Genomic DNA, 19006 nt, shown 5'->3' with positions numbered 1-19006 from the left:
CGCCCGTGGCACGGGCCCGCCCGCCGGGGCGGCCCCCTAGAACAGGGCGCCGGCCCGGTTGCCGCTCTCGAAGGCGAGCAGTCGGCGCTTGCGGTCGAGGCCGCCGCCGTAGCCGGTCAGGCCGCCGCTCGCGCCGATCACCCGGTGGCAGGGGACGATGATGCCGACGGGGTTGCGGCCGTTGGCGAGGCCGACCGCGCGGGACGCCTGGGGCGCGCCGAGGGCCCGGGCGAGGTCGCCGTACGTCCGGGTCTCGCCGTAGGGGACCCTGCGCAGCTCGTCCCAGACGCGGCGCTGGAACGGTGTGCCGGCCAGGCGCAGGGGCAGGTCGAACGCGGTCAGTTCGCCGGCGTGGTAGGCGTCCAGCTGGCGGACGGCCTCGGTGAAGGGCCGCGGGTCGGGTTCGCCGAAGGTCTCCTCGGCGGGGCGGTGACGCTGGTCGGTCATGTACAGCCCGCTGAGGACGCCGTCGGTGGCGACGAGCGTGAGCGGGCCGTAGGGGCTGTCGACGACGGTGTGCTGCCGGTTCATGCGGGCTTCCTCAGGAGGGGAGGTGGTTGATCGGGTGGCTGTCGGTCGCCCAGAGGTACTGGACGGCGTAGGCGCGCCAGGGGCGCCAGGCGGCGGCGCGTGCCGTGAGCGCGGCGGGAGTGGACGGCAGGCCGAGCCCGGCGGCGGCCCGGCGGACGCCGAGGTCGGTGGGGAGGAAGGCGTCGGGGTCGCCGAGGGCCCTCATGGCGATCGCCTCGACGGTCCAGGGGCCCAGGCCGGGCAGGGCGAGGAGGCGGGTGCGGGCCTCCTCCCAGTCGGTGTCCAGGCCCAGTCGGAGGGTGCCGTCGGCGAGAGCGCCGACAAGGGTGGTGAGCGTCGTGCGGCGGGTGCGCGGCAGGGCGAGGGCCTCGGGGTCGAGCGCGGCGAGCGCCCCGGGCGCGGGGAACAGATGGGTGAGTCCCCCCTCGGGGTCCTCGACGGGGGTGCCGTGCGCGGTGACCAGGCGCCCGGCGTGGGTGCGGGCCGCGGCCGTGGAGACCTGCTGGCCGAGGACGGCGCGGACGGCGAACTCGGCGGCGTCGACGGTACGGGGGACGCGGCGGCCGGGCGCCGCGTCGACGAGCGGCGCGAGCAGCGGGTCGGCGCGCAGCTGCTCGTCGACGGCGACGGGGTCGGCGTCGAGGTCGAGGAGCCAGCGGCAGCGGCTGATGGCGTGGGAGAGGTCGCGCGGGTCGGTGAGGAGCAGCCGGCAGGCGATGTGGCCGGCGGCCGGGGCGAGGGAGACGATGCCGGGCCCGTTCGGGAGGGCGAGCGTGCGCCGGTAGGCGCCGTCGCGCCACTCCTCGACGCCGGGGACGGCGGTGGCGGCGAGGTGCCCGAAGAGGTTGGACGGGTCGAGGGGCGTGCGGTAGGGCAGCCGCAGGGCGATGACGCCGGGGGTGGGCGAGGGGGCGGCGCGGGGGCCGGTGGCACGGGCGCGCAGCTCGCCGGGGGCGAGGGCGAAGACCTCGCGGACCGTCTCGTTGAAGGTGCGCACGGAGGAGAACCCGGCGGCGAAGGCGATGTCCGCCATGGGCATGGCGGTGGTCTCGATGAGGACGCGGGCGGTCTGCGCGCGCTGGGCGCGGGCGAGGGCGAGCGGCCCGGCGCCCAGTTCGGCGCGGAGCTGCCGCTCGATCTGGCGGGTGGAGTACCCGAGGCGGGCGGCGAGACCGGGGACGCCCTCGCGGTCGACGACGCCGTCGCGGATGAGGCGCATGGCGCGGGCGACGGCGTCGGCCCGTACGTCCCACTCCGGGGAGCCGGGGCTGGTGTCGGGCCGACAGCGCTTGCAGGCGCGGAACCCGGCCTGCTGGCAGGCGGCGGCGCTCGGGTAGAACACCATGTTCCGGGGCTTGGGGGGCACCACCGGGCAGCTGGGGCGGCAGTAGATGCGGGTGGTGAGGACGGCGGTGAAGAACCAGCCGTCGAAGCGGGCGTCCTTCGACCGGACCGCCCGTACGCAGCGCTCGGTGTCGGTGTGCATGGTTCCAGCATCGGGCAGCCGGGCGGCGGGTCGCTGGCGGTTTTCCGACATGAGCCTCCGCCGGCCTGGGGCGGGGCCGACCGCCTGGCGGGGGCGGGATGGCCGCCTGTGCGGCGGGGCGGAGCGGCTATGGGGGAAACCACCTGCGGGGCGGGGCCGGCCACCTGCGGGGCGGGGCTGGGGGACACGGGCGGCGGTTGGGGCGCGGGCGCGGACCTGTGCGGGCGGGCCGGGGGACACGGCCGGCGGGCGGCAGCGCGGGGCCCGGTGCGGCGGGGCACGGGCGGGGCGCCGGTGCGGGCGGAGTGGCGGGGCACGGGCGGGGCACCGGTGCGGGCGGAGCGGTGGGGGCGCAGCCGGAGGGCCCCACGGGTCTCGCCCCGGCGGGCCGTGGGGCCGGCTCCACGGGGGCGTCGCCCGGGGCGCCGACCCGTATGGGAGGGGCAGGAGGGACGGTCGAGGAAATCGCCCTGACGGGCCCGGGCCCGGGACGGGTACACGTCGCCCGGGGGTGCCCCCTCATGGTGCGCGGGCAGCACCCCGCGGGGTGCGAGCGCGGGAGCGCGGGATGCGATGACGGCGGCCGCCCGGCGCCGGGGAGCGCGGGCGGCCGCCGTCGGGGGCGTACGTGCCGGGGGCCGTCCGGTGAGCGGTGCCGGACGGCCGGGCGAGGGGCGGCCCGTGGCGCGGACGGGTCAGGCGGTGGCCTCGGCGGGGGCGGCCGTCGCGGTGACCAGCCCGGTCAGCACCGCGGAGAGGCCGGTGATGACCTCGGCGTCCTCCGACGGGTGGGTCTCGGCGAACCGCGTCACGGAGCCCGGGATGGCGAGCTCGACGCCCTCCACCACGGTGCCGCCGGCCACGCCCACGGCCTTGCGGACCTCGGTCTGCGCCCACACGCCACCGTACTGGCCGAAGGCGGTGCCGATCACGGCGACCGGCTTGCCCCGGAGCGCGCCGGCGCCGTAGGGGCGGGACAGCCAGTCGATCGCGTTCTTGAGGACGGCCGGCATGGTGCCGTTGTACTCCGGGGTGAACAGCAACAGGGCGTCGGCGTCGGTGACGGCGGCACGCAGCCGGGCGGCGGCCTGCGGGAGGTCCGCCTCGGTGTCGATGTCCTCGTTGTAGAAGGGGACGTCGGCGAGACCCTCGTACACCTCGACGGTGGCGCCCTCGGGGGCGAGGTCGACGGCCGCCTCGGCGAGCTGGCGGTTGTGGGAGCCGGCGCGGAGGCTACCGACGAGGGCGACGATGCGAGCGGACATGGGGACTCCTGGAGGGGACGACGGGAGACTTCCAATTAACCGGACCGGGGTCCGTTTATAGTTGTACCAGTTAACCGGACCACGGTCCACTTTCTTCCGAGGGCGTTAGGCTGCCGCCATGACCACTCCGCCCCCGCACGGACGTACGGAGCTGCCCCTCACTCCCACCGACGCGCCGCCGCCCCTGCGCGCGGACGCCGCCCGCAACCGCGCACGTCTGCTGGAGGCAGCCGCCCGCCTGGCCGCCGAGCACGGCGCGGCCAACGTGACCATGGACGCCATCGCCTGCGCCGCCGACGTCGGCAAGGGGACCGTCTTCCGCCGCTTCGGCGACCGCGCCGGACTGCTGCTGGCACTCCTCGACCACCAGGAGGAACGGTTCCAGGCCGCGTTCATGTCGGGCCCCGCACCGCTCGGCCCGGACGCCCCGCCCCGCGAACGGCTGCACGCCTTCGGCCCCGCCGTCCTGCGCCACGAGCAGGACCACCTCGACCTGTACCTGGCCGCCCAGCCCACCGCCGAGCGCCGCCACCTCGTACCCGCCCGCGTCGTACGGCTCACGCACCTCACGCTGTTGCTGCGGCAGTCCGGCACGGGGGCCGACGTGGAGCTGGCCGCGCACACCCTCCTCGGCAGCCTCGACACGAGCCTCGTGCACCACCTCCTCACCCGGCGCGGCATGCCGCTGGAGCGCCTGGAAGCCGGCTGGCACGACCTGGTGTCACGGCTGCTGCCGCCCGCGACGCACGACTGACCCCCCACCCCTCGGATTCCCGGTCGCCCCGCGCCCCCGCGCCCCCCGGCCTCGGGGCAGCCGGGAGCGTCGACGCCCGCGGGCCGCCACCGGTCGGGCCGTGGCCCGTCCATCCGCCGCCGACGAGCCGCCCTCACACGTTCGGGCGACGCGCCCTCCGAACGCTTGCGCGACTGGAACCCGGACGACAAGAATGATCGACAGCCGGCCCGGGGGGACCGGCGCGTCGTGATCCGGGGGGAGTTGACGCATCGCATGTTCCGTCCTGCGCGGCATCCGAGCCGCCCCGCGCGGTATCCGCACCGTCCCGCGCCGTTCTCAGGCGGCTCCGCACGATCTTGGCGGCGCCCCGTGTGGCCCTCGGACCCCTGACCCCCCGCCCGGTCCACGGGTGCCCGCCGCGTGGAGGGGCTCTTTCGCCCTGCTCGCGCGGCCGCGGCCGCGCGCCGGCACCCGCACCGGTCCCGTGACGGACCGGGCCGCTCCGTCCCAGCCGCCGACGCCGGCCACGCCGGCTCCCCGTTCCCCGAGGAAGACCATGCCCCGTACCCGTCCCCGCGCCCGCCGGCTCGGCGGCGCCCTGACCGCCTGTGCCGCCCTCGGCGCCATCCTCCTCGCGCCCGGCGCGGCGCGGGCCGCCGTGGGCCAGCCCGTCCCGGCCGGCCAGTACGCGTTCACCGCCCGCCTCGTCATCGGCGACGAGCCGCACAGCCGGGCCTGCTCCGGCGTCCTCGTCGACCCGCGCTGGGTGCTCACCGCGAAGAGCTGCTTCGCGGCCAACCCCGCCCAGAGCATCGACATCCCCACCGGCGCACCCGCCGCCAGGACCACGGTCACCGTGGGCAAGACCGACCTGAACGCCTCGGGCGGGCACACCGCGAACATCGTCGAGCTGGTGCCGCGCGCCGATCGCGACCTCGTCATGGCCCGGCTGGACCGGCCCGCCACCGGGATCGCCCCGGTCAAGCCCAGCGGGCAGGCGCCCACCGCGGGCGAGGAGCTGACGGTCGCCGGCTTCGGCCGCACGAAGACCACCTGGGTCCCCGACCGTCTCCACTCCGCCGTCTTCACCGTCGGCGCCACCACCGCGACCGAGTTCGAGATCGCCGCGACGTCCCCCGCCGACGCGTCCGTCTGCCAGGGTGACACCGGCGGCCCCGCGCTGCGCACCGAGAACGGCGTGCCCACCCTCGTCGCCGTCACGAGCCGCTCCTGGCAGGGCGGCTGCTTCGGCAGCACCGCCACGCGCACCGGCGCCTTCGAGTCCCGTACGGACGGCCTGGCCGCCTGGGTGACCGCCACGACGAACCGCGCCGTGCACCTGGCGCCCGGTCAGAGGCTGCTTCCCGGCCAGATGCTCGCCTCCCACCACGTCAAGTTCGTCATGCAGACCGACGGCAACCTGGTGGCGTACCACAACGCCGGCGGCGGCGCCCTGTGGGCCAGCGGCACGTACGGCAACCCCGGCGCGTACGCGGTGATGCAGCACGACGGCAACCTCGTCGTCTACGGCAAGGACGGCAGCCCCAGCACCGGCGGCGGTCTGTGGAGCACCCGCACCCACGGCAACGAGGGCGCCTTCGCCGCCCTGCAGAGCGACGGCAACCTCGTCGTGTACTCGCGTCCCGCCACCGGCGGCGCCGGCTCGGCCCTGTGGCACTCGGACACCTGGATGCGCGACAACAAGGTCGCGGCCGGCAAGCGGCTGATGCCCGGCGCGTGGGCGCAGAGCGCGCGCGCCGTCCTGCTGATGGACGCGCTGGGTCGGCTCTCCCTGCGTGACCGCACCACCGGCAAGGAGCTGTGGACGGTCGGCGGCCACCACCCCGGCGCCTACGCCCTCATGCAGACCGACGGCAACTTCGTGCTGTACGCGAAGGACGGCGGCCCGACCCAGGGCGGGGCGCTGTGGAACACCGGCACCTTCTCGGCCGGCTCCCACCTCCTGCTCCAGGACGACGCCAACCTCGTCCTGTACGGCCCGGACGGCAAGGCCCTGTGGGCCACCCACACCTCGCTCTGACCCGCGGAGCGCCGGCGTGCGGGTCCACCCCCGCACGCCGGGCACGCCGCACACGGGGCACGCCGGGCGGCCGGAGCCAAAGGCGCGGCCGGGGCGGGAGGCGTCGTCAGCGCATCCGCGCGGCGAACGCCTCGTACGCCGCTTCGTCGTGGAGGACGAGGACGACCTCCTCGACGGCGGTCCTCGCGGCCCGCACCGCCGCCACGGCGATGCGGGCCGCGTCGTCCATCGGCCAGCGGTAGACGCCCGTGGAGATGGCCGGGAACGCCACCGTACGGGCGCCCAGTTCGTCCGCGACGCGCAGCGACTCCCGGTAGCAGGAGGCCAGAAGGGGGGAACGGTCCTCCTCGGCGGAGAACACGGGCCCCACGGTGTGGATGACCCAGCGGGCGGGGAGCCGCCCGGCCGTGGTGGCGACCGCCTGGCCGGTGGCGAGGCCCCGGCCGTAGTGGGAGGCGCGCAGCCGGCGGCACTCGGCGAGGATCTCCGGGCCGCCCGCCCGGTGGATCGCACCGTCGACGCCTCCGCCGCCCAGCAGCGAGGAGTTGGCGGCGTTGACGACGGCGTCGACCCGCTGGCGGGTGATGTCACCGAGGACGAGGGACGGTTCGGTCATGGCCGCATCCTGTCACCCGTGCCCGTGCCCCGTCTCCGTCCCCGTCCCTCAGCGGGCGGTGCGCCGCAGGTGCCGCCAGACCGCCTTGGCCGCGTTGTGACCGGACATGCCGTGGACGCCGGGGCCCGGCGGGGTGGCGGAGGAGCAGAGGAACACCGCGGGGTGCGGGGTGCTGTACGGGAACGGCGTCAGCCGCGGGCGCAGCAGCAGTTGCAGGCCGGTGGCGGCGCCGCAGGCGATGTCGCCGCCGATGTAGTTGGCGTTGTGCGCGGCCAGTTGCGGCGGACCGGCGGTGGCGCGGGCGAGGACGAGGTCGCGGAAGCCCGGCGCGAAGCGTTCGATCTGCCGCTCGATCGCGTCCGTGAGGTCGCCCTGCCAGCCGTTGGGGACGTGGCCGTACGCCCAGAACACGTGCTTGCCCGCGGGGGCGCGGCCCGGGTCGGCCACGCTCGGCTGGGCGGTGATCAGGAAGGGCGCCTCGGGGGCCGTACCGCGCGAGACCCCGCGCAGGGCGGTCGCGATGTCGCGGCTGCCGGGTCCGATCTGGACGGTGCCGGCGCGGCGGGGCTCCTCGGCGGTCCAGGGGACGGGTCCGTCCAGCGCGTAGTCGATCTTGAAGACGGAGGCGCCGTAGCGGTAGCCGTCGTAGTAGCCGCCCAGTCCGGCGATGCGGGCGAGGGCCGTGGGGGACGTGTCGAAGACGTAGGCGCGGGCCGGCGGCAGGTCGTCGAGCCGCTTGACCTCGTACTCCGTGTGGATCGCGCCGCCGTGGTCCCGTAGGAGGCCGGCGAGGGCGTCGGAGACGGCCTGGGAGCCGCCGCGCGGCAGCGGCCAGCCGTTGGCGTGCGCGGCGAGGGCGAAGACGAGGCCGATCGCCCCGGTGGCCAGGCCGTCGAGGGGCGCGATGACGTGTGCGACGAGGCCCGCGAAGAGGGCGCGGGCCCGGTCGTCGCGGAAGCGGCGCATCAGCCATGTCGAGGGGGGCAGGCCGGCCAGGCCGAACCGGGCGAGGGTGACCGGGTCGCGGGGCAGGGCGGTCAGCGGCAGGGACATGAAGTCCCGGGCGAGCGTGTCCCACCGCCCGGCGAACGGCGCGACCAGGCGCCGGTAGGCACCGGCGTCGCGCGGCCCGAACGACGCGGCCGTCTCCGCGACGGACCGCGACAGCACCGCGGCCGTGCCGTCGTCGAAGGGGTGTGCCATCGGGAGCGGCGCGTGGAGCCACTCCAGGCCGTAGCGGTCCAGCGGCATGGCGCGGAAGGCGGGCGAGCCGATGCCCAGCGGGTGGACCGCCGAGCAGGGGTCGTGGCGGAACCCGGGCAGGGTCAGCTCCTGGGTGCGCGCTCCCCCGCCGATGGTGTCCTTCGCCTCGAACACGGCTACGGAGAAGCCGCGGCGGGCGAGTTCGACGGCGGCGGTCAGCCCGTTGGGGCCCGCCCCCACGACGACGGCATCGAGCATCGACGGCACGTTCGCACTCCTTCGTCTGCCGACGGCCAGAACCGCCAGGATAGGCCGCGGGCCGCGCCCGCCCGCCCGGGGGCGGGTGGTCGGGCCGCTTCGGGCGCGGCCGGGGCCCGCCCTCGGCGAGGGCGGTCGGCGCCGCCTCGGGCACCGGGGACGCGGTGCCGCGGGTCCGGGGGACGCGGGCGTCGCCCTGCCGGCCGTGGCGCGGCCGGCCCGTCACCGTGGACGACCGCGCACCGCCGGCCGTGGCTCACTGCGGGCGCAGGAGAGACCTGATCCGTGTCGCCGTCGCCTCGTCGCGGGCGGCCGTGAACGGCAGGGTGTTGCCGCCGGTGACGCGGAAGGGGACGCCGTCGACCGTGACGTGGGTCCCGCCCGCCTCCTCGACGAGGAGCAGCCCCGCCGCGTGGTCCCAGGCGTACTCCCACGTGAACGCGACGGCGTCGCGCTCCCCGCGCGCCACCGACAGGTACGCGAGGCCCGCGGAGCCGCACGGGCGGGGATCGACGCCCTCCACCCGGAGGCCGGCGAGGGCCTGTTCCTGCGCGGGCGTGGCGTAGTCGGGGTGGGCCGTGGCGACGCGCAGGGCCGCCCCGGGCGCGGGCGAACCGGCCCGCAGCTCCGCGCCGTTCAGCCGGGCGCCGCGGCCGCGTACGGCCACGGCCGTCTCGCCGAGCGCCGGCGCGTGCGTCCAGGACGCCAGCACCCGTCCGTGCCGGGCGAGGGCGACGAGCGTGCAGAAGCCGGGATCGCCCTGGACGAACTGGCGAGTTCCGTCGACCGGGTCGACGATCCACACCGGGGCGTCGCCGCGCACCGCGTCGTACCGGCGCGGATCGGCGTGCACGCCTTCCTCGCCGACCACGACGGAGCCGGGGAGCAACGCCGTGAGGGTCTCCGTCAGCCGCGCCTCGGCGGCCCGGTCCGCGACCGTCACGAGGTCGTGCGGGCCGGCCTTCTCGTCCACCTCGTGCGCGGCGAGCCGCCGCCAACGGGGCGTCACTTCCTCGGCCGCGGCCTCGAGGACCGCTTCACCGGCGGCGGACAGGAACGCGGTGTCGTCCAGCAGGTCGTCGTCGATCATGCGTCCATCACACCACGGCCCACCGACACGCCGGCCTCGGCGACGTGACGCGCGGGGGCGGGGGCCGCTCCCGGCGTCACCCCCCGTTCCCCCGGGGTTCGCCACAGCCCATCGGGACACCGGACCCGTCGGTCCTACGGGGCCACCGGTGCCGGCAAGCCCTACCGGTCCCACGGGAGCCACCGGCCCCCACAGGACCCCCACAGGACCCACCAGCCCCACGTGAGCCACTGGACCTACGGGACCGACCGTCCCCTGGAGACACCCGGCGGACGGGCCACCAGGCGACGGACAGCGGACCCCGTCCTCGTACCGGCCGGCGCGGCGGCCCGGGAGCCCGGGAGCCCGGGAGCCCGGCGGAGACTCCCCCGTGGGCGGACGGCCATCGGCACGACCGCCGACCGGTCGCCGGACACGGCGGCGCGGCGGCCGGGTTCCTGCTGGGCGGGCGAACCGGGGCCGGGCCGGGCCGGACAGCGGGCCGGACAACGGACCGGGGGCAGGGACGGGGACGGGAGACCGGGGGCCGAGGACCGAGGACCGGGGACCGGGGACGTGGACCCCGGCCCGGGCGCGGGGGTTGTCGGTGGCGGCTGCCAGGATCACCGTCATGGTCACGAACGTCGCCCTCCCGCTCCCCACGGAACTGCACAGGTCGCACGCCTACACCGACTGGGTGCGCGCGCACGATCCGGCCGCGGAGGCGGTGGCGGTCGCCCTGCTGGAGGACGTGTGGGCCGGTCTCAACCGGGCGCGGGAGAAGCCCGGGCGGTTCCTGGAGGCGATGGAGGCCCGGGCGCGGCGGCTGCCACCGGCCCACCTCCCCTGGTTCTGGGACACGGTGGCGCACCGGCTGTGCGGCACCAGCGACCGCTACGCGGGCCGGGCCTACGCCCTGGCGCGCAAGGCGGAGCAGGAGCACACCCTGCCGGTGGACCCCGCGTGGCGGACGGGGAACGTCCTGCTGCTCGCGGCCCGGGGCGCGCTGCCCGCCAAGGAGCTGAGCGAGCACCAGCGGTGGCTGGCGCGGACGTGGGACCCGACCGGCGCGCACGAGGAGTACCTGCGGGTCCTCACGGCGTGGGCGACCTCCCCCGGCGAGCTCCCCGCCGACCTGGCGCGGCGCGTGCGCGCGTCGGCGCGCGCGGCCGGCCTCGACACGGCGGAGGACGCCCGTGTCCTGGCGCGGATCATGGGCGGGGCGCGCGGGAGGGCCGTGCCGGACGCGCTGCTGGACGCGGTCGCGGGGTTGCTGGCCGCGCACCCCCTGGAGGACGCGGCGTACGCGCCGCTGGTCGACCTGTTCCCCGAGTCGCGGGGCGACGCGTCGGCCTGGCTGCGGTTGCTCCTGCGGTCCGGCGCCGCCGACGCCGTGGTGGCCGGGCGGGTGGCGCCGGAGGGTGGCGTCGCGGCCTGGTTGGGCCGGTACACGCGCATGTACGGGCACGGGCGGCGGGGCGGCGGCGTGTTCCGGCAGCCCATGCCGCAGGAGCTGTTCGCGCTGGTGGCGCGGTTCGCGCCGCTGTTGCGCGCGGCCGGGACGCCGGTACGGATCCATGAGGACCGCTACCGGTACCCGGGGCTGGACGCCGACCTGCTGGACGCCTGCCTGGCCGAGGGGATCGCCGTGGAGGACCCGGGCGACGCGGTCCGGCTGGAGTTCTGGGGCGAGCGGTCGCGGCGCGACCTGCGGGCGCTCGCCGCGGACCCGGTCTTCGGGCGGCGCCTGGAGGGGACGGTCCACGCCGGGCTGCGCGGTGGCGGCACGGCGATCACGCGCCTGCCGGAGAACGCGGGCATCGCCGCCGAGGTGCACGCGCGCGTCGAGGCGCTGCTGGCGGAGGCGCGCGGCGGTGGCGTCGCCGCCGCCGACGAGGCGGTGGACGAACTGGCCGCGCTGCTGGACCGGCCCACGGCCACGGCGCTGGAGGGCGTCGAGGAGGCGCTCGCGGCCGTGGACCTGGTGGGGCCGCTGGGGCGGGCGCTGCGCGCGGGACTCCCCGAGGAGCTGGGGTGGCCCGCGCTGGAGGAGGCCGTGACGGAGTTCGGGCCCGGCGGGGTGCGCGGCGTGACGAGCACGTGGCCGGTGCTCACCGTGTACGGCGCGGACCGGGCCGTCGCGGTGGACCACGGGGGGCGGCGCGGCGCGTGCGCGTTCCGGGTCCCGGAGGGGGCGACGCTGCACGTCGTGCACTTCGTGGGCGGCTCCTTCCTCGTCAGCTGGACGGACGAGGAGCGCGGCTCGTACGGCACGCGGGCCTTCTGGGCCGACCGGCCGCAGGACGTGTTCACGCCGGAGCGCTGGGGTGGTCTGCGTCCGTTCGACGGGATCATCGACGGGGCGTTCGGCTTCCAGTTCGCCACCCCGGACGGTGGCGGCCGGCACGACGGCAGCCGGGTGCTGCGGCCGGGCGGCCGGGAGGGCGTGGACTGCCGTGAGCTGCAGATGAGCGACGGCACCCGGTTCTGGAGCGCCCGGGTGTACGGGGACGACTGGGAGCGCGTCGACCCGGTCACCGGGGAGCGCGGCGGGAAGCGGGAGCTGCCCGCGTTCCACGGCACCGGCGACGTCCCGCCGGACCACGCGCTCCACTCGGACGCGCTCACCCTGGCGGTCCTGCCGGAGGGTGCGCCCGCCTCGCCGCTGGGGCAGGACGGGCGGCTGGTGGGCTGCCGGGTGCTGCACCGCACGGCGTACGCGGGACCGTCGCCGACCGACTTCCTGCTGGAGGGCGTCGACGGGCGCCGCGCCCGGTTCCGCGCCCGGCAGCCGGGCCGCCACCCGTGGGGCGTCCTGCGGATGCCGGCGGGCGGCGAGGACGCGGTCCTGGTGCAGCCGGACGACGTGCGGGTGTACGCCGTGGAGGACGGCTCACTGCTGTGGGAGGCGCACGGCTTCCCCGCCGGCGCGCGGAACCGCCGGCGCAAGCCGTCCGGGCACGCCGTCGGCCCGCTGCCCCCGCCGGCCTTCTGGCACTTCCTCACGCCCCGGGACGAGACGTCCTCCAAGGCGCTGCGCGCGGTCGGTGACGACGCCGCGCGCGCCCTCCTCCACGCGGCCCGCGACCGTTCCGGTGAGGGTGCCGCGGAGGCCGTACGGGCGGAAGTGGCGCGTGTGCTGCCCGAGGTGACGGAGCCCCGCGTCGTGGCGGGCGCGGTGCGCGCCACGCTGCTCGCCGCCGACGTGCTGCGGCGGCGGGAGGAGCTGTCGCGGCGGGTGGGCGTCATGCGGTCCGGCCCGGTGGTGGAGCTGCCGGAGGCGGTACCGGACACGGTGCTGGCGCCCGCGCTGTACGGGCTGCTGCCCGCGCTGCGGCCGTTCGAGGCGCACGTGGCCCGCCCGCAGCCCGCGACGCTGACGGCGGTGGCGGCCGACGGCCGCCACCTGCGCGGGGAGATCGACGACGAGACGCGGCGCCTGGCCCTGCCGGCGGAGCCCGTGGAGTGGGCCGCGCTGGCGGGCCGGATCGACGCCGTGGCCTGGCGGGCGGTGGCCGGTACCACGCCGGAGGCGGAGCGGCGGGCGCTCGCGGCGCTGCTGCAGGTGTGGAGCCGGCAGCCGTTCGCGGAGCGCGGCGGCCGGTGGCGTACCGGTCGGGCGCCGACGGAGGCGGTGGCCGCGTGCCGCGCCGCGGGCGGGGTGCCGGCCTCGGGCGCGGAGCGCGGCGGTACGGCGCGGTTCCTCCAGCGGGAGGACGATCCCGCGCCGTCGGGGGCCGCGGAGACCGTGACGTTCACCGTCGAGGGGGACGACGCCGGGCGCCTGCCGAGGCTGCTGGAGCTGCTTGACCGGTACGGCCCGCCGGCCGTGCCGCCGGGGGCCGTCGACGTCTTCGCGTGGCGGACCGGGGTGCGGCGCACGGTGGCGGCGCTCGTGCTCGGGGGGCTGCCGCGCCGCGAGCGGCACGACGACGACCACCGCATGCTGCGGGGGAAGCCGTACCGGGCCACGAAGGCCGTCATCGACGAGTACGTGTCGCTGTGGCACCGGCTCGGGCAGCGCGGGCGCCTCGCGGTGCTCGCGGCGGGCGTCCCCGAGGACCCGGCCGAGCTGTGGGCCGACGGCGGCATGGCGGCCGCCGCCGGGCGCATGGCGGAGGTGTGGGCGCGGCTGCTGGGGACGGCGGAGTACGTCGACGAGGAGCTCGCGGGGGCGCTGGAGGAGGGCCTGGGCCTCGGCGCGGAGTGGTCGCGCGGTCTGGCGACGGGTGAGCTGCCGGAGGGGGTGGTCGGCTTCTCCGGCGCCGGGTGCGTCCTCGCGGCCGGCCGGAGGGGCGGCCTCCAGGTGCACGAGGCGACCGCCGACGGCACGCCGGGGACGTGGCTGACCACCTCGCGGCTGCCGGACGAACGGCTCGTGGCGCTGGTGGTGTGGGCGCTGTGCGAGCGGCCGGTGGGCGATCCGGCCGTGGCGGGGGCGACCGCGCTCCACGGGCGGTTGCGGCGGCTGCTGGACGACCCGCGCACGCTGGTTCCCCTCCACGGGTGGCGCCGGTTCGCGGAGGCGATGGCCGCCGACCCGGCCGTCCCCGCGTACGCGGGCGCCGTCCTGCCCTGCGCGCAGCCGCTGCTCGACGACACCGTCGCGACGACCGGCGTGTACGACGACGGGGTGTTCGTGGTCGCCGCCCCCGGTGGCGACGCGTTCCTGCGGACGGCCGCGCTGGGCGACCCCGAGCGGGTGGAGCACGCGCTGCGGCGCTGCGACGGGCTGGGCCTGACGTGGGTGGTGGAGCGGGTCGGGTGGATGCGGGAGGTCCGCGACGGCGGCGTCGCCCGCATGGTGGCGCGGGCGGCCGCGACGCCGGTTCCGCCCGGCGGGTACGAGCTGAACCCCGCGCTGAGCGTGCCGGACCTGGTGGCGACCGCCGCCGCGGACCTCGGTGTCGGAGGAGACGCGGCGGCGCTGTACCTCCAGCTCCTGACACTGGCGCGGCCCACCGACCGCAACGTCCGCCGATGGAACGACTGGACGCCCGCCCGGCACCGGGCGGCCCAGGAGGAGCTGGCGGCCGCGGGCGCGGTGGAGACCGGCCGGCGGGCGCGGGCGGGGCGCACCGCGTTCGTCCCGGGGCCGTGGACCGACCTGAGGGCCCCCGAACTGCCGTTGGAGACCGCGAAGCTCGCCTCGTACGGGGCCTCGGTCTCCCCGCGGCTGTCGGTGCCGTGGCTGCGGCTGCTGCCCGTGGCGCCCCCGCACGAGCTGTTCGCCCGGGCGTGGGCGGCACGCCCGTAGGGCCCGTCCGGAGAGTCCCGCCCGGCACGCCCCCCGTGACCTCCGGGCACGGGGGGCCACCCCCACCCCCCGCCGTCGGCGAATCAGGCAGCGGCGGCCGGTGCGCCCGGCGGGCGGAGCTCGTACCAGCGCAGGTCGTCCTCCAGCTGGGCGGCGAGGGAGACGAGCCGTTCCTCACCGCCGCCGGGGCCGAGCAGTTGGGCGCCGACGGGCAGGCCGTCGGCGGTGAAGCCGGCGGGGACGTTGACGGCGGGCCAGCCGAGGACGTTCCACGGCCAGGCGTAGGGGCAGGCCGCCGCGATGGCGAGGTCGGTGCGCCACCCCGGCAGACCGTCGAAGGCGCCGATCCGTGGGGGCGGGGCGGCCGTGGTGGGCGTGAGGACCACGTCGTACGCGGTGAACAGTGCGCCGATCCTGCGGTGCTGGCGCAGTTCGCGGGCGCGGGCGGCGCGCAGGAGCCGGCCGCCGAGACGGTGGCCCGTGCGGGTGGCGCCGCGGGTGCGCGGGTCGAGGAGGGCGGGATCGGGGTGGCGGTCGGCGTAGGCCGCTATCCCGGCGGTGGCGCGGGGCAGGAAGCCGAGCCCGACGAGGCCGTAGTCGGGGCGGGCCTCCTCCACGGTGTGGCCGAGCCGGGCGAGGGTCTCGGCGAGCGCGGTGACCGCGCGGCGCACGCCCGGGTGCAGGGGGGCGCGGGTGCCGGTGAAGGGCGGCCGCCAGGCCAGGGCGACGCGCAGGCGGCCCGGGTCGCGGCGGGCGGCGGCCGACGCGTCGACGGCCGGCAGCCGGAAGCCCTCCCGGGGATGCGCCCCGGAGACGGCGTCGAGCAGGAGGGCGGCGTCGGCGACGGTGCGGGCGAGGGGACCGTTGACGGTGAGGCCCTCGAAGCAGTCGTCGTACGGGTGGACGGAGACCCGGCCGCGCTGCGGTTTGACGCCGACGAGGTGGGTCCAGGCGGCGGGGATGCGGATCGACCCGGCGCCGTCCGAGCCGAGGGCGGCCGGCACCAGCCCGGCGGCGACGGCCGCCGCGGACCCTCCGGACGAGCCGCCGGGCGTGTGCCCGGCGTCCCAGGGGTTGCGGGTGGCGCCGAAGGCGGGGCCCTCGGTGAACGGCCACTGGCCCAGCTCGCAGGAGTTGGTCTTGCCGACGACGATCGCGCCCGCGGCGCGCAGCCGGCGCACGGCCTCGCCGTCGGAGGCGGCTGGCGGGACGTCTCCCGCACAGCCGAAGCGGGTCGGCAGCCCGGCGACGTCGGTGTCGTCCTTGACGGCCACGGGCACGCCGAGGAGCGGCAGGCGCTCCCCCGCCGCGAGGCGCCGGTCGGCGTCCGCCGCCTCGGCGAGGGCCGCGTCGGCGCGGACGCAGCGGAAGGCGTTGAGGGTGTCGCGGGTCGCCTCGATCCGGTCGAGCGCGGCCCGCACGAGAGACTCCGAGCTGGCCCCGCCCTCCCGCACCAGCCGTGCCTGCTCCACGAGCCCGAGGTCCGCCACCGCCGCGTGAGGGGTCATACCGCCGGAGCCTACTGACGCGTAACCTCCGTGTCAGGGTCCCGGGCGCGGCCTTCCGACGATTCGTGCCCCGCTCCGATCCGGTCGGCCCCGCGGACCTCGCCGCCGCGCGGGCGTTCGCCGCGCGGCCGTGGACGGGCGGAGACGGCGCTTCCCGACGGGGCGGCGCCGCGGGGGCGCGGGCCCCCAGGGGTCGGGGGCCGTCGCGTACGTCGTCGTCCGTCGCCGGGGTGAGCCGGGTGTGGTCGGGTTCAGGCCGGGTGGTCGGGCTGCTGCTCGGGAGGCGTGCCGCCGCCCTTCCCGCCGCCCTTGTTCCCGCGGTCCGTGCCGTGGGCGCGGCCACCGCCCCCTGTGGGCTCGGCGGCCTTGAGGGCCTGGCTGTCCTCCGGGGTGCCGGCTCCCTTGTCGTTGCGCCGCAGTTCGGGTTGTTGCGGATTCGGCATCGCCGCTGCTCCTTCCCGGGCGTGTTCTCCACGGTGGGTGTCGATCGGACGGGTAGCCGCGCAGCTCCGCGCGAAACACGCAGACGGCCCGGCCGCCATCCACAGGCCGCCATGCGCCTCCCGACGCCGGCCGCCGCCACGCCGTCGCCGGGCATCGGGCGGCCGTCAGTCGGCCAGTGCCGGGATGACCTCGGCGCCGTACGCGTCGATCGTGGCCTCCTTCGCGTCGTGCATGGCGTACAGCGCGAACTGGTCGACGCCCAGAGCGCGCAGGGCCCGCAGCTTCTCGATGTGGGCGGAGACGGGGCCGAGGAGGCAGAAGCGGTCGACGATCTCGTCGGGGACGAAGGAGGCGGAGGGGTTGCCCGCCCGGCCGTGGTGGCTGTAGTCGTACCCCTGCCGTCCCTTGATGTACGCGGTGAGCGCCTCCGGCACCAGGTCCGAGTGCTCGCCGTACCGGCCGACCAGGTCGGCGACGTGGTTGCCGACCATGCCGCCGAACCAGCGGCACTGCTCGCGCGCGTGCGCCAGGTCGTCCCCCACGTACGCGGGCGCGGCGACGCAGACGCTGATGGCGGCGGGGTCGCGACCGGCGTCCTCCGCGGACTTCCGCACCGCCTTGACCATCCACTCCGTGAGGAACGGGTCGGCGAGCTGGAGGATGAACCCGTCCGCCTTCCGCCCGGCGAGCGCGAGGGCCTTGGGCCCGTACGCCGCCATCCACACCGGCAGCCGGCCGTCCCTGATCCAGGGGATGCGGACGGGCTTGCCGTCGACGAGCGCCTCGCGGCCCTCGGCGAGGTCCCGGATGACGTCGATGGCCTCGCCGAGCCGGGCGAGGGTGTTCGGCTGCCGCCCGGCGACCCGCATCGCGGAGTCCCCGCGCCCGATGCCGCAGACGGTGCGGTTGCCGTACATGTCGTTGAGGGTGGCGAACGTCGAGGCGGTGACCTCCCAGGCCCTCGTCCCGGGATTGGTGACCATGGGGCCGACGCGCAGCTTGGTGGTGTGTTCGAGGATCCGGCTGTGGATGACGAAGGGCTCCTGCCAGAGCACGGCGGAGTCGAAGGTCCAGCCGTACCGGAAGCCGTTGCGCTCGGCGCGCCGCATGAGCCCGACGACCTCGGAGGCGGGCGGGTCGGTCTGCAGGACGAGTCCGAAGTCCATACGGGGCCTCCTCAGGTCAGGTACTGGCAGGTGGCGCGCGGGGTGTACACGCCGTGCCCGGCGCGGCCGGTGTAGGTGCGGCGGTCGATGACGACCTCGCCGCGCGACAGGACGGTCTCCACCCGGCCGGTGACGGTGCGGCCCTCGTACGCGGAGTAGTCGACGTTCATGTGGTGGGTCCGGGCGGAGATCGTCTGGGTCGTCGCGGGGTCGTAGACGACGATGTCGGCGTCGGCGCCGGGAGCGATGGTGCCCTTCTTCGGGTACAGGCCGAACATCCGGGCCGGGGCGGCGCAGGCGATCTCGATCCAGCGGCGGCGGCTGATGTGCCCGTCGACGACGGCCTGGTGCAGGAGGTCCATGCGGTTCTCGACGCCGGGCAGGCCGTTGGGGATGCGGGAGAAGTCGCCGCGGCCGAGCTCCTTCTGGCCCTTGAAGCAGAACGGGCAGTGGTCGGTGGAGACGACCTGGAGGTCGTCGGTGCGCAGTCCGCGCCAGAGGGCCGCCTGGTGCTCGCGGGGCCTGAGCGGGGTGCTGCACACGTACTTGGCGCCCTCGAAGTCGGGCTCGGCGAGGTTGTCCGTGGAGAGGAACAGGTACTGGGGGCAGGTCTCGCCGAAGACGGGCAGGCCCCGGTCGCGCGCGACGGCCAGTTCGGCGACGGCCTCCTCCGCCGAGACGTGCACGACGTACAGGGGGGCGCCGGCGACGCGGGCGAGCTGGATGGCGCGGTGGGTGGCCTCGGCCTCCAGGAGGGCCTTGCGGACCTCCCCGTGGTGGCGCGGGTCGGTCTCGCCGCGGGCGAGGGCCTGCTCGACGAGGACGTCGATGGCGATGCCGTTCTCCGCGTGCATCATGATCAGTCCGCCGTTGAGGGCGGAGCGCTGCATGGCGCGCAGGATGCGGCCGTCGTCGCTGTAGAAGACCCCGGGGTAGGCCATGAACAGCTTGAAGGAGGTGACGCCCTCCTCGACCAGCAGGTCCATCTCCTTGAGCGCGTGCTCGTCGACGTCGGAGAGGATCATGTGGAAGGCGTAGTCGACGGCGCACTTGCCGTCGGCCTTGGCGTGCCAGGCGTCGAGCCCCTCGCGCAGGGTGTGGCCGACGGACTGCACGGCGAAGTCGACGATGGTGGTGGTGCCGCCCCAGGCGGCGGCGCGCGTGCCGGTCTCGAAGTCGTCGGAGGCGAAGGTGCCGCCGAAGGGCAGTTCCATGTGGGTGTGGGCGTCGACCCCTCCGGGAATGACGTACCGGCCGGTGGCGTCGATGGTGCGGTCGGCGGTCCAGGAGTCGGCGACGCCGCTGCCGTGGGCGGCGAGCGCGGCGACGCGGCCGTCCTGGACCAGGACGTCGGCGTGGGTCTCCTCGGCGGCGGTGATGACGAGGCCGCCCCGGACGAGGGTGCGGGTGCTCATGGCCTGGCGGC

13 protein-coding genes are annotated in these 19006 nt (G+C 76.9%); 3 read left to right on the top strand and 10 right to left on the bottom strand.

The features are described 5' to 3' along the window. Window positions 1-36 precede the first annotated feature (36 nt). The 3 genes from NRO40_RS24685 to NRO40_RS24675 all read right to left on the bottom strand — a co-directional run bounded on the left by NRO40_RS24685 (window position 37) and on the right by NRO40_RS24675 (window position 3282). The gene (locus tag NRO40_RS24685) at window positions 37-531 is read right to left on the bottom strand and encodes a methylated-DNA--[protein]-cysteine S-methyltransferase (protein WP_058940179.1); all 495 of its coding nucleotides are present in this window, start codon (window positions 529-531) and stop codon (window positions 37-39) included. 10 nt (window positions 532-541) lie between these two features. Next, complete coding sequence (locus NRO40_RS24680; protein ID WP_058940180.1) at window positions 542-2017, bottom strand: AlkA N-terminal domain-containing protein; 1476 nt, start codon at window positions 2015-2017, stop codon at window positions 542-544. A 695-nt stretch (window positions 2018-2712) separates the two neighbouring features. Next, window positions 2713-3282 carry an NAD(P)H-dependent oxidoreductase gene (locus tag NRO40_RS24675; RefSeq protein WP_058940181.1) on the bottom strand — a complete coding sequence of 190 codons (570 nt, stop codon included), beginning with the start codon at window positions 3280-3282 and terminating at the stop codon, window positions 2713-2715. A gap of 118 nt (window positions 3283-3400) precedes the next feature. On the opposite strand from NRO40_RS24675, the gene NRO40_RS24670 reads away from it, so the two are divergent. Beyond that, window positions 3401-4036: a TetR/AcrR family transcriptional regulator gene (locus tag NRO40_RS24670; RefSeq protein ID WP_058940182.1), complete on the top strand. Its 636-nt coding sequence runs from the start codon at window positions 3401-3403 to the stop codon at window positions 4034-4036. 538 nt (window positions 4037-4574) lie between these two features. Next, window positions 4575-6059, top strand: a complete 1485-nt coding sequence (locus tag NRO40_RS30635; protein WP_058940183.1) for a trypsin-like serine protease — start codon at window positions 4575-4577, stop codon at window positions 6057-6059. A 106-nt stretch (window positions 6060-6165) separates the two neighbouring features. Here the strand turns inward: NRO40_RS30635 and NRO40_RS24660 are convergent, their stop codons facing one another. The 3 genes from NRO40_RS24660 to NRO40_RS24650 form a co-directional block, all read right to left on the bottom strand. Then, window positions 6166-6675, bottom strand: a complete 510-nt coding sequence (locus tag NRO40_RS24660) for an O-acetyl-ADP-ribose deacetylase (RefSeq protein WP_058940184.1) — start codon at window positions 6673-6675, stop codon at window positions 6166-6168. A gap of 48 nt (window positions 6676-6723) precedes the next feature. Next, entirely contained in the window at window positions 6724-8145 is a 1422-nt protein-coding gene (locus NRO40_RS24655) for a phytoene desaturase family protein (protein ID WP_058940185.1), read from the bottom strand. A gap of 247 nt (window positions 8146-8392) precedes the next feature. Continuing rightward, a complete protein-coding gene (locus tag NRO40_RS24650) occupies window positions 8393-9226 on the bottom strand; it encodes an inositol monophosphatase family protein (protein ID WP_257375505.1) in 834 nt (277 codons plus the stop codon). 610 nt (window positions 9227-9836) lie between these two features. On the opposite strand from NRO40_RS24650, the gene NRO40_RS24645 reads away from it, so the two are divergent. Further along, on the top strand, window positions 9837-14462 hold the full coding sequence (locus NRO40_RS24645; protein ID WP_058940186.1) for a hypothetical protein: 4626 nt from the start codon (window positions 9837-9839) through the stop codon (window positions 14460-14462). Between the two features lie 83 nt (window positions 14463-14545). On the opposite strand, the gene NRO40_RS24640 is transcribed toward NRO40_RS24645, so the two are convergent. The 4 genes from NRO40_RS24640 to hydA all read right to left on the bottom strand — a co-directional run bounded on the left by NRO40_RS24640 (window position 14546) and on the right by hydA (window position 18995). After that, complete coding sequence (locus tag NRO40_RS24640; RefSeq protein ID WP_058940187.1) at window positions 14546-15970, bottom strand: amidase; 1425 nt, start codon at window positions 15968-15970, stop codon at window positions 14546-14548. A 251-nt stretch (window positions 15971-16221) separates the two neighbouring features. Beyond that, window positions 16222-16413, bottom strand: a complete 192-nt coding sequence (locus NRO40_RS24635) for a hypothetical protein (protein ID WP_058940188.1) — start codon at window positions 16411-16413, stop codon at window positions 16222-16224. Between the two features lie 165 nt (window positions 16414-16578). Beyond that, the gene (locus NRO40_RS24630) at window positions 16579-17580 is read right to left on the bottom strand and encodes a TIGR03842 family LLM class F420-dependent oxidoreductase (RefSeq protein WP_058940189.1); all 1002 of its coding nucleotides are present in this window, start codon (window positions 17578-17580) and stop codon (window positions 16579-16581) included. 11 nt (window positions 17581-17591) lie between these two features. Continuing rightward, window positions 17592-18995 (bottom strand): dihydropyrimidinase, encoded by a 1404-nt coding sequence (hydA, locus tag NRO40_RS24625; protein ID WP_058940190.1) that lies wholly within the window; start codon window positions 18993-18995, stop codon window positions 17592-17594. Window positions 18996-19006 lie beyond the last annotated feature (11 nt).

Source organism: Streptomyces changanensis (assembly GCF_024600715.1).
Classification (GTDB): Bacteria; Actinomycetota; Actinomycetes; order Streptomycetales; family Streptomycetaceae; genus Streptomyces; species Streptomyces changanensis.
Note: the sequence above shows the minus strand (reverse complement) of the source record. Positions and strands in the feature narration are given on the sequence as shown.

What these genes read in the sequence shown, in the direction of transcription:
- NRO40_RS24680 (WP_058940180.1), bottom strand. Translation starts at nt 2,017, where the DNA reads ATGCACACCGACACCGAGCGCTGCGTACGGGCGGTCCGGTCGAAGGAC.
- NRO40_RS24675 (WP_058940181.1), bottom strand. Translation starts at nt 3,282, where the DNA reads ATGTCCGCTCGCATCGTCGCCCTCGTCGGTAGCCTCCGCGCCGGCTCC.
- hydA (WP_058940190.1), bottom strand. Translation starts at nt 18,995, where the DNA reads ATGAGCACCCGCACCCTCGTCCGGGGCGGCCTCGTCATCACCGCCGCC.
- NRO40_RS24635 (WP_058940188.1), bottom strand. Translation starts at nt 16,413, where the DNA reads ATGCCGAATCCGCAACAACCCGAACTGCGGCGCAACGACAAGGGAGCC.
- NRO40_RS24650 (WP_257375505.1), bottom strand. Translation starts at nt 9,226, where the DNA reads ATGATCGACGACGACCTGCTGGACGACACCGCGTTCCTGTCCGCCGCC.
- NRO40_RS24670 (WP_058940182.1), top strand. Translation starts at nt 3,401, where the DNA reads ATGACCACTCCGCCCCCGCACGGACGTACGGAGCTGCCCCTCACTCCC.
- NRO40_RS24645 (WP_058940186.1), top strand. Translation starts at nt 9,837, where the DNA reads ATGGTCACGAACGTCGCCCTCCCGCTCCCCACGGAACTGCACAGGTCG.
- NRO40_RS30635 (WP_058940183.1), top strand. Translation starts at nt 4,575, where the DNA reads ATGCCCCGTACCCGTCCCCGCGCCCGCCGGCTCGGCGGCGCCCTGACC.
- NRO40_RS24640 (WP_058940187.1), bottom strand. Translation starts at nt 15,970, where the DNA reads ATGACCCCTCACGCGGCGGTGGCGGACCTCGGGCTCGTGGAGCAGGCA.
- NRO40_RS24630 (WP_058940189.1), bottom strand. Translation starts at nt 17,580, where the DNA reads ATGGACTTCGGACTCGTCCTGCAGACCGACCCGCCCGCCTCCGAGGTC.
- NRO40_RS24660 (WP_058940184.1), bottom strand. Translation starts at nt 6,675, where the DNA reads ATGACCGAACCGTCCCTCGTCCTCGGTGACATCACCCGCCAGCGGGTC.
- NRO40_RS24685 (WP_058940179.1), bottom strand. Translation starts at nt 531, where the DNA reads ATGAACCGGCAGCACACCGTCGTCGACAGCCCCTACGGCCCGCTCACG.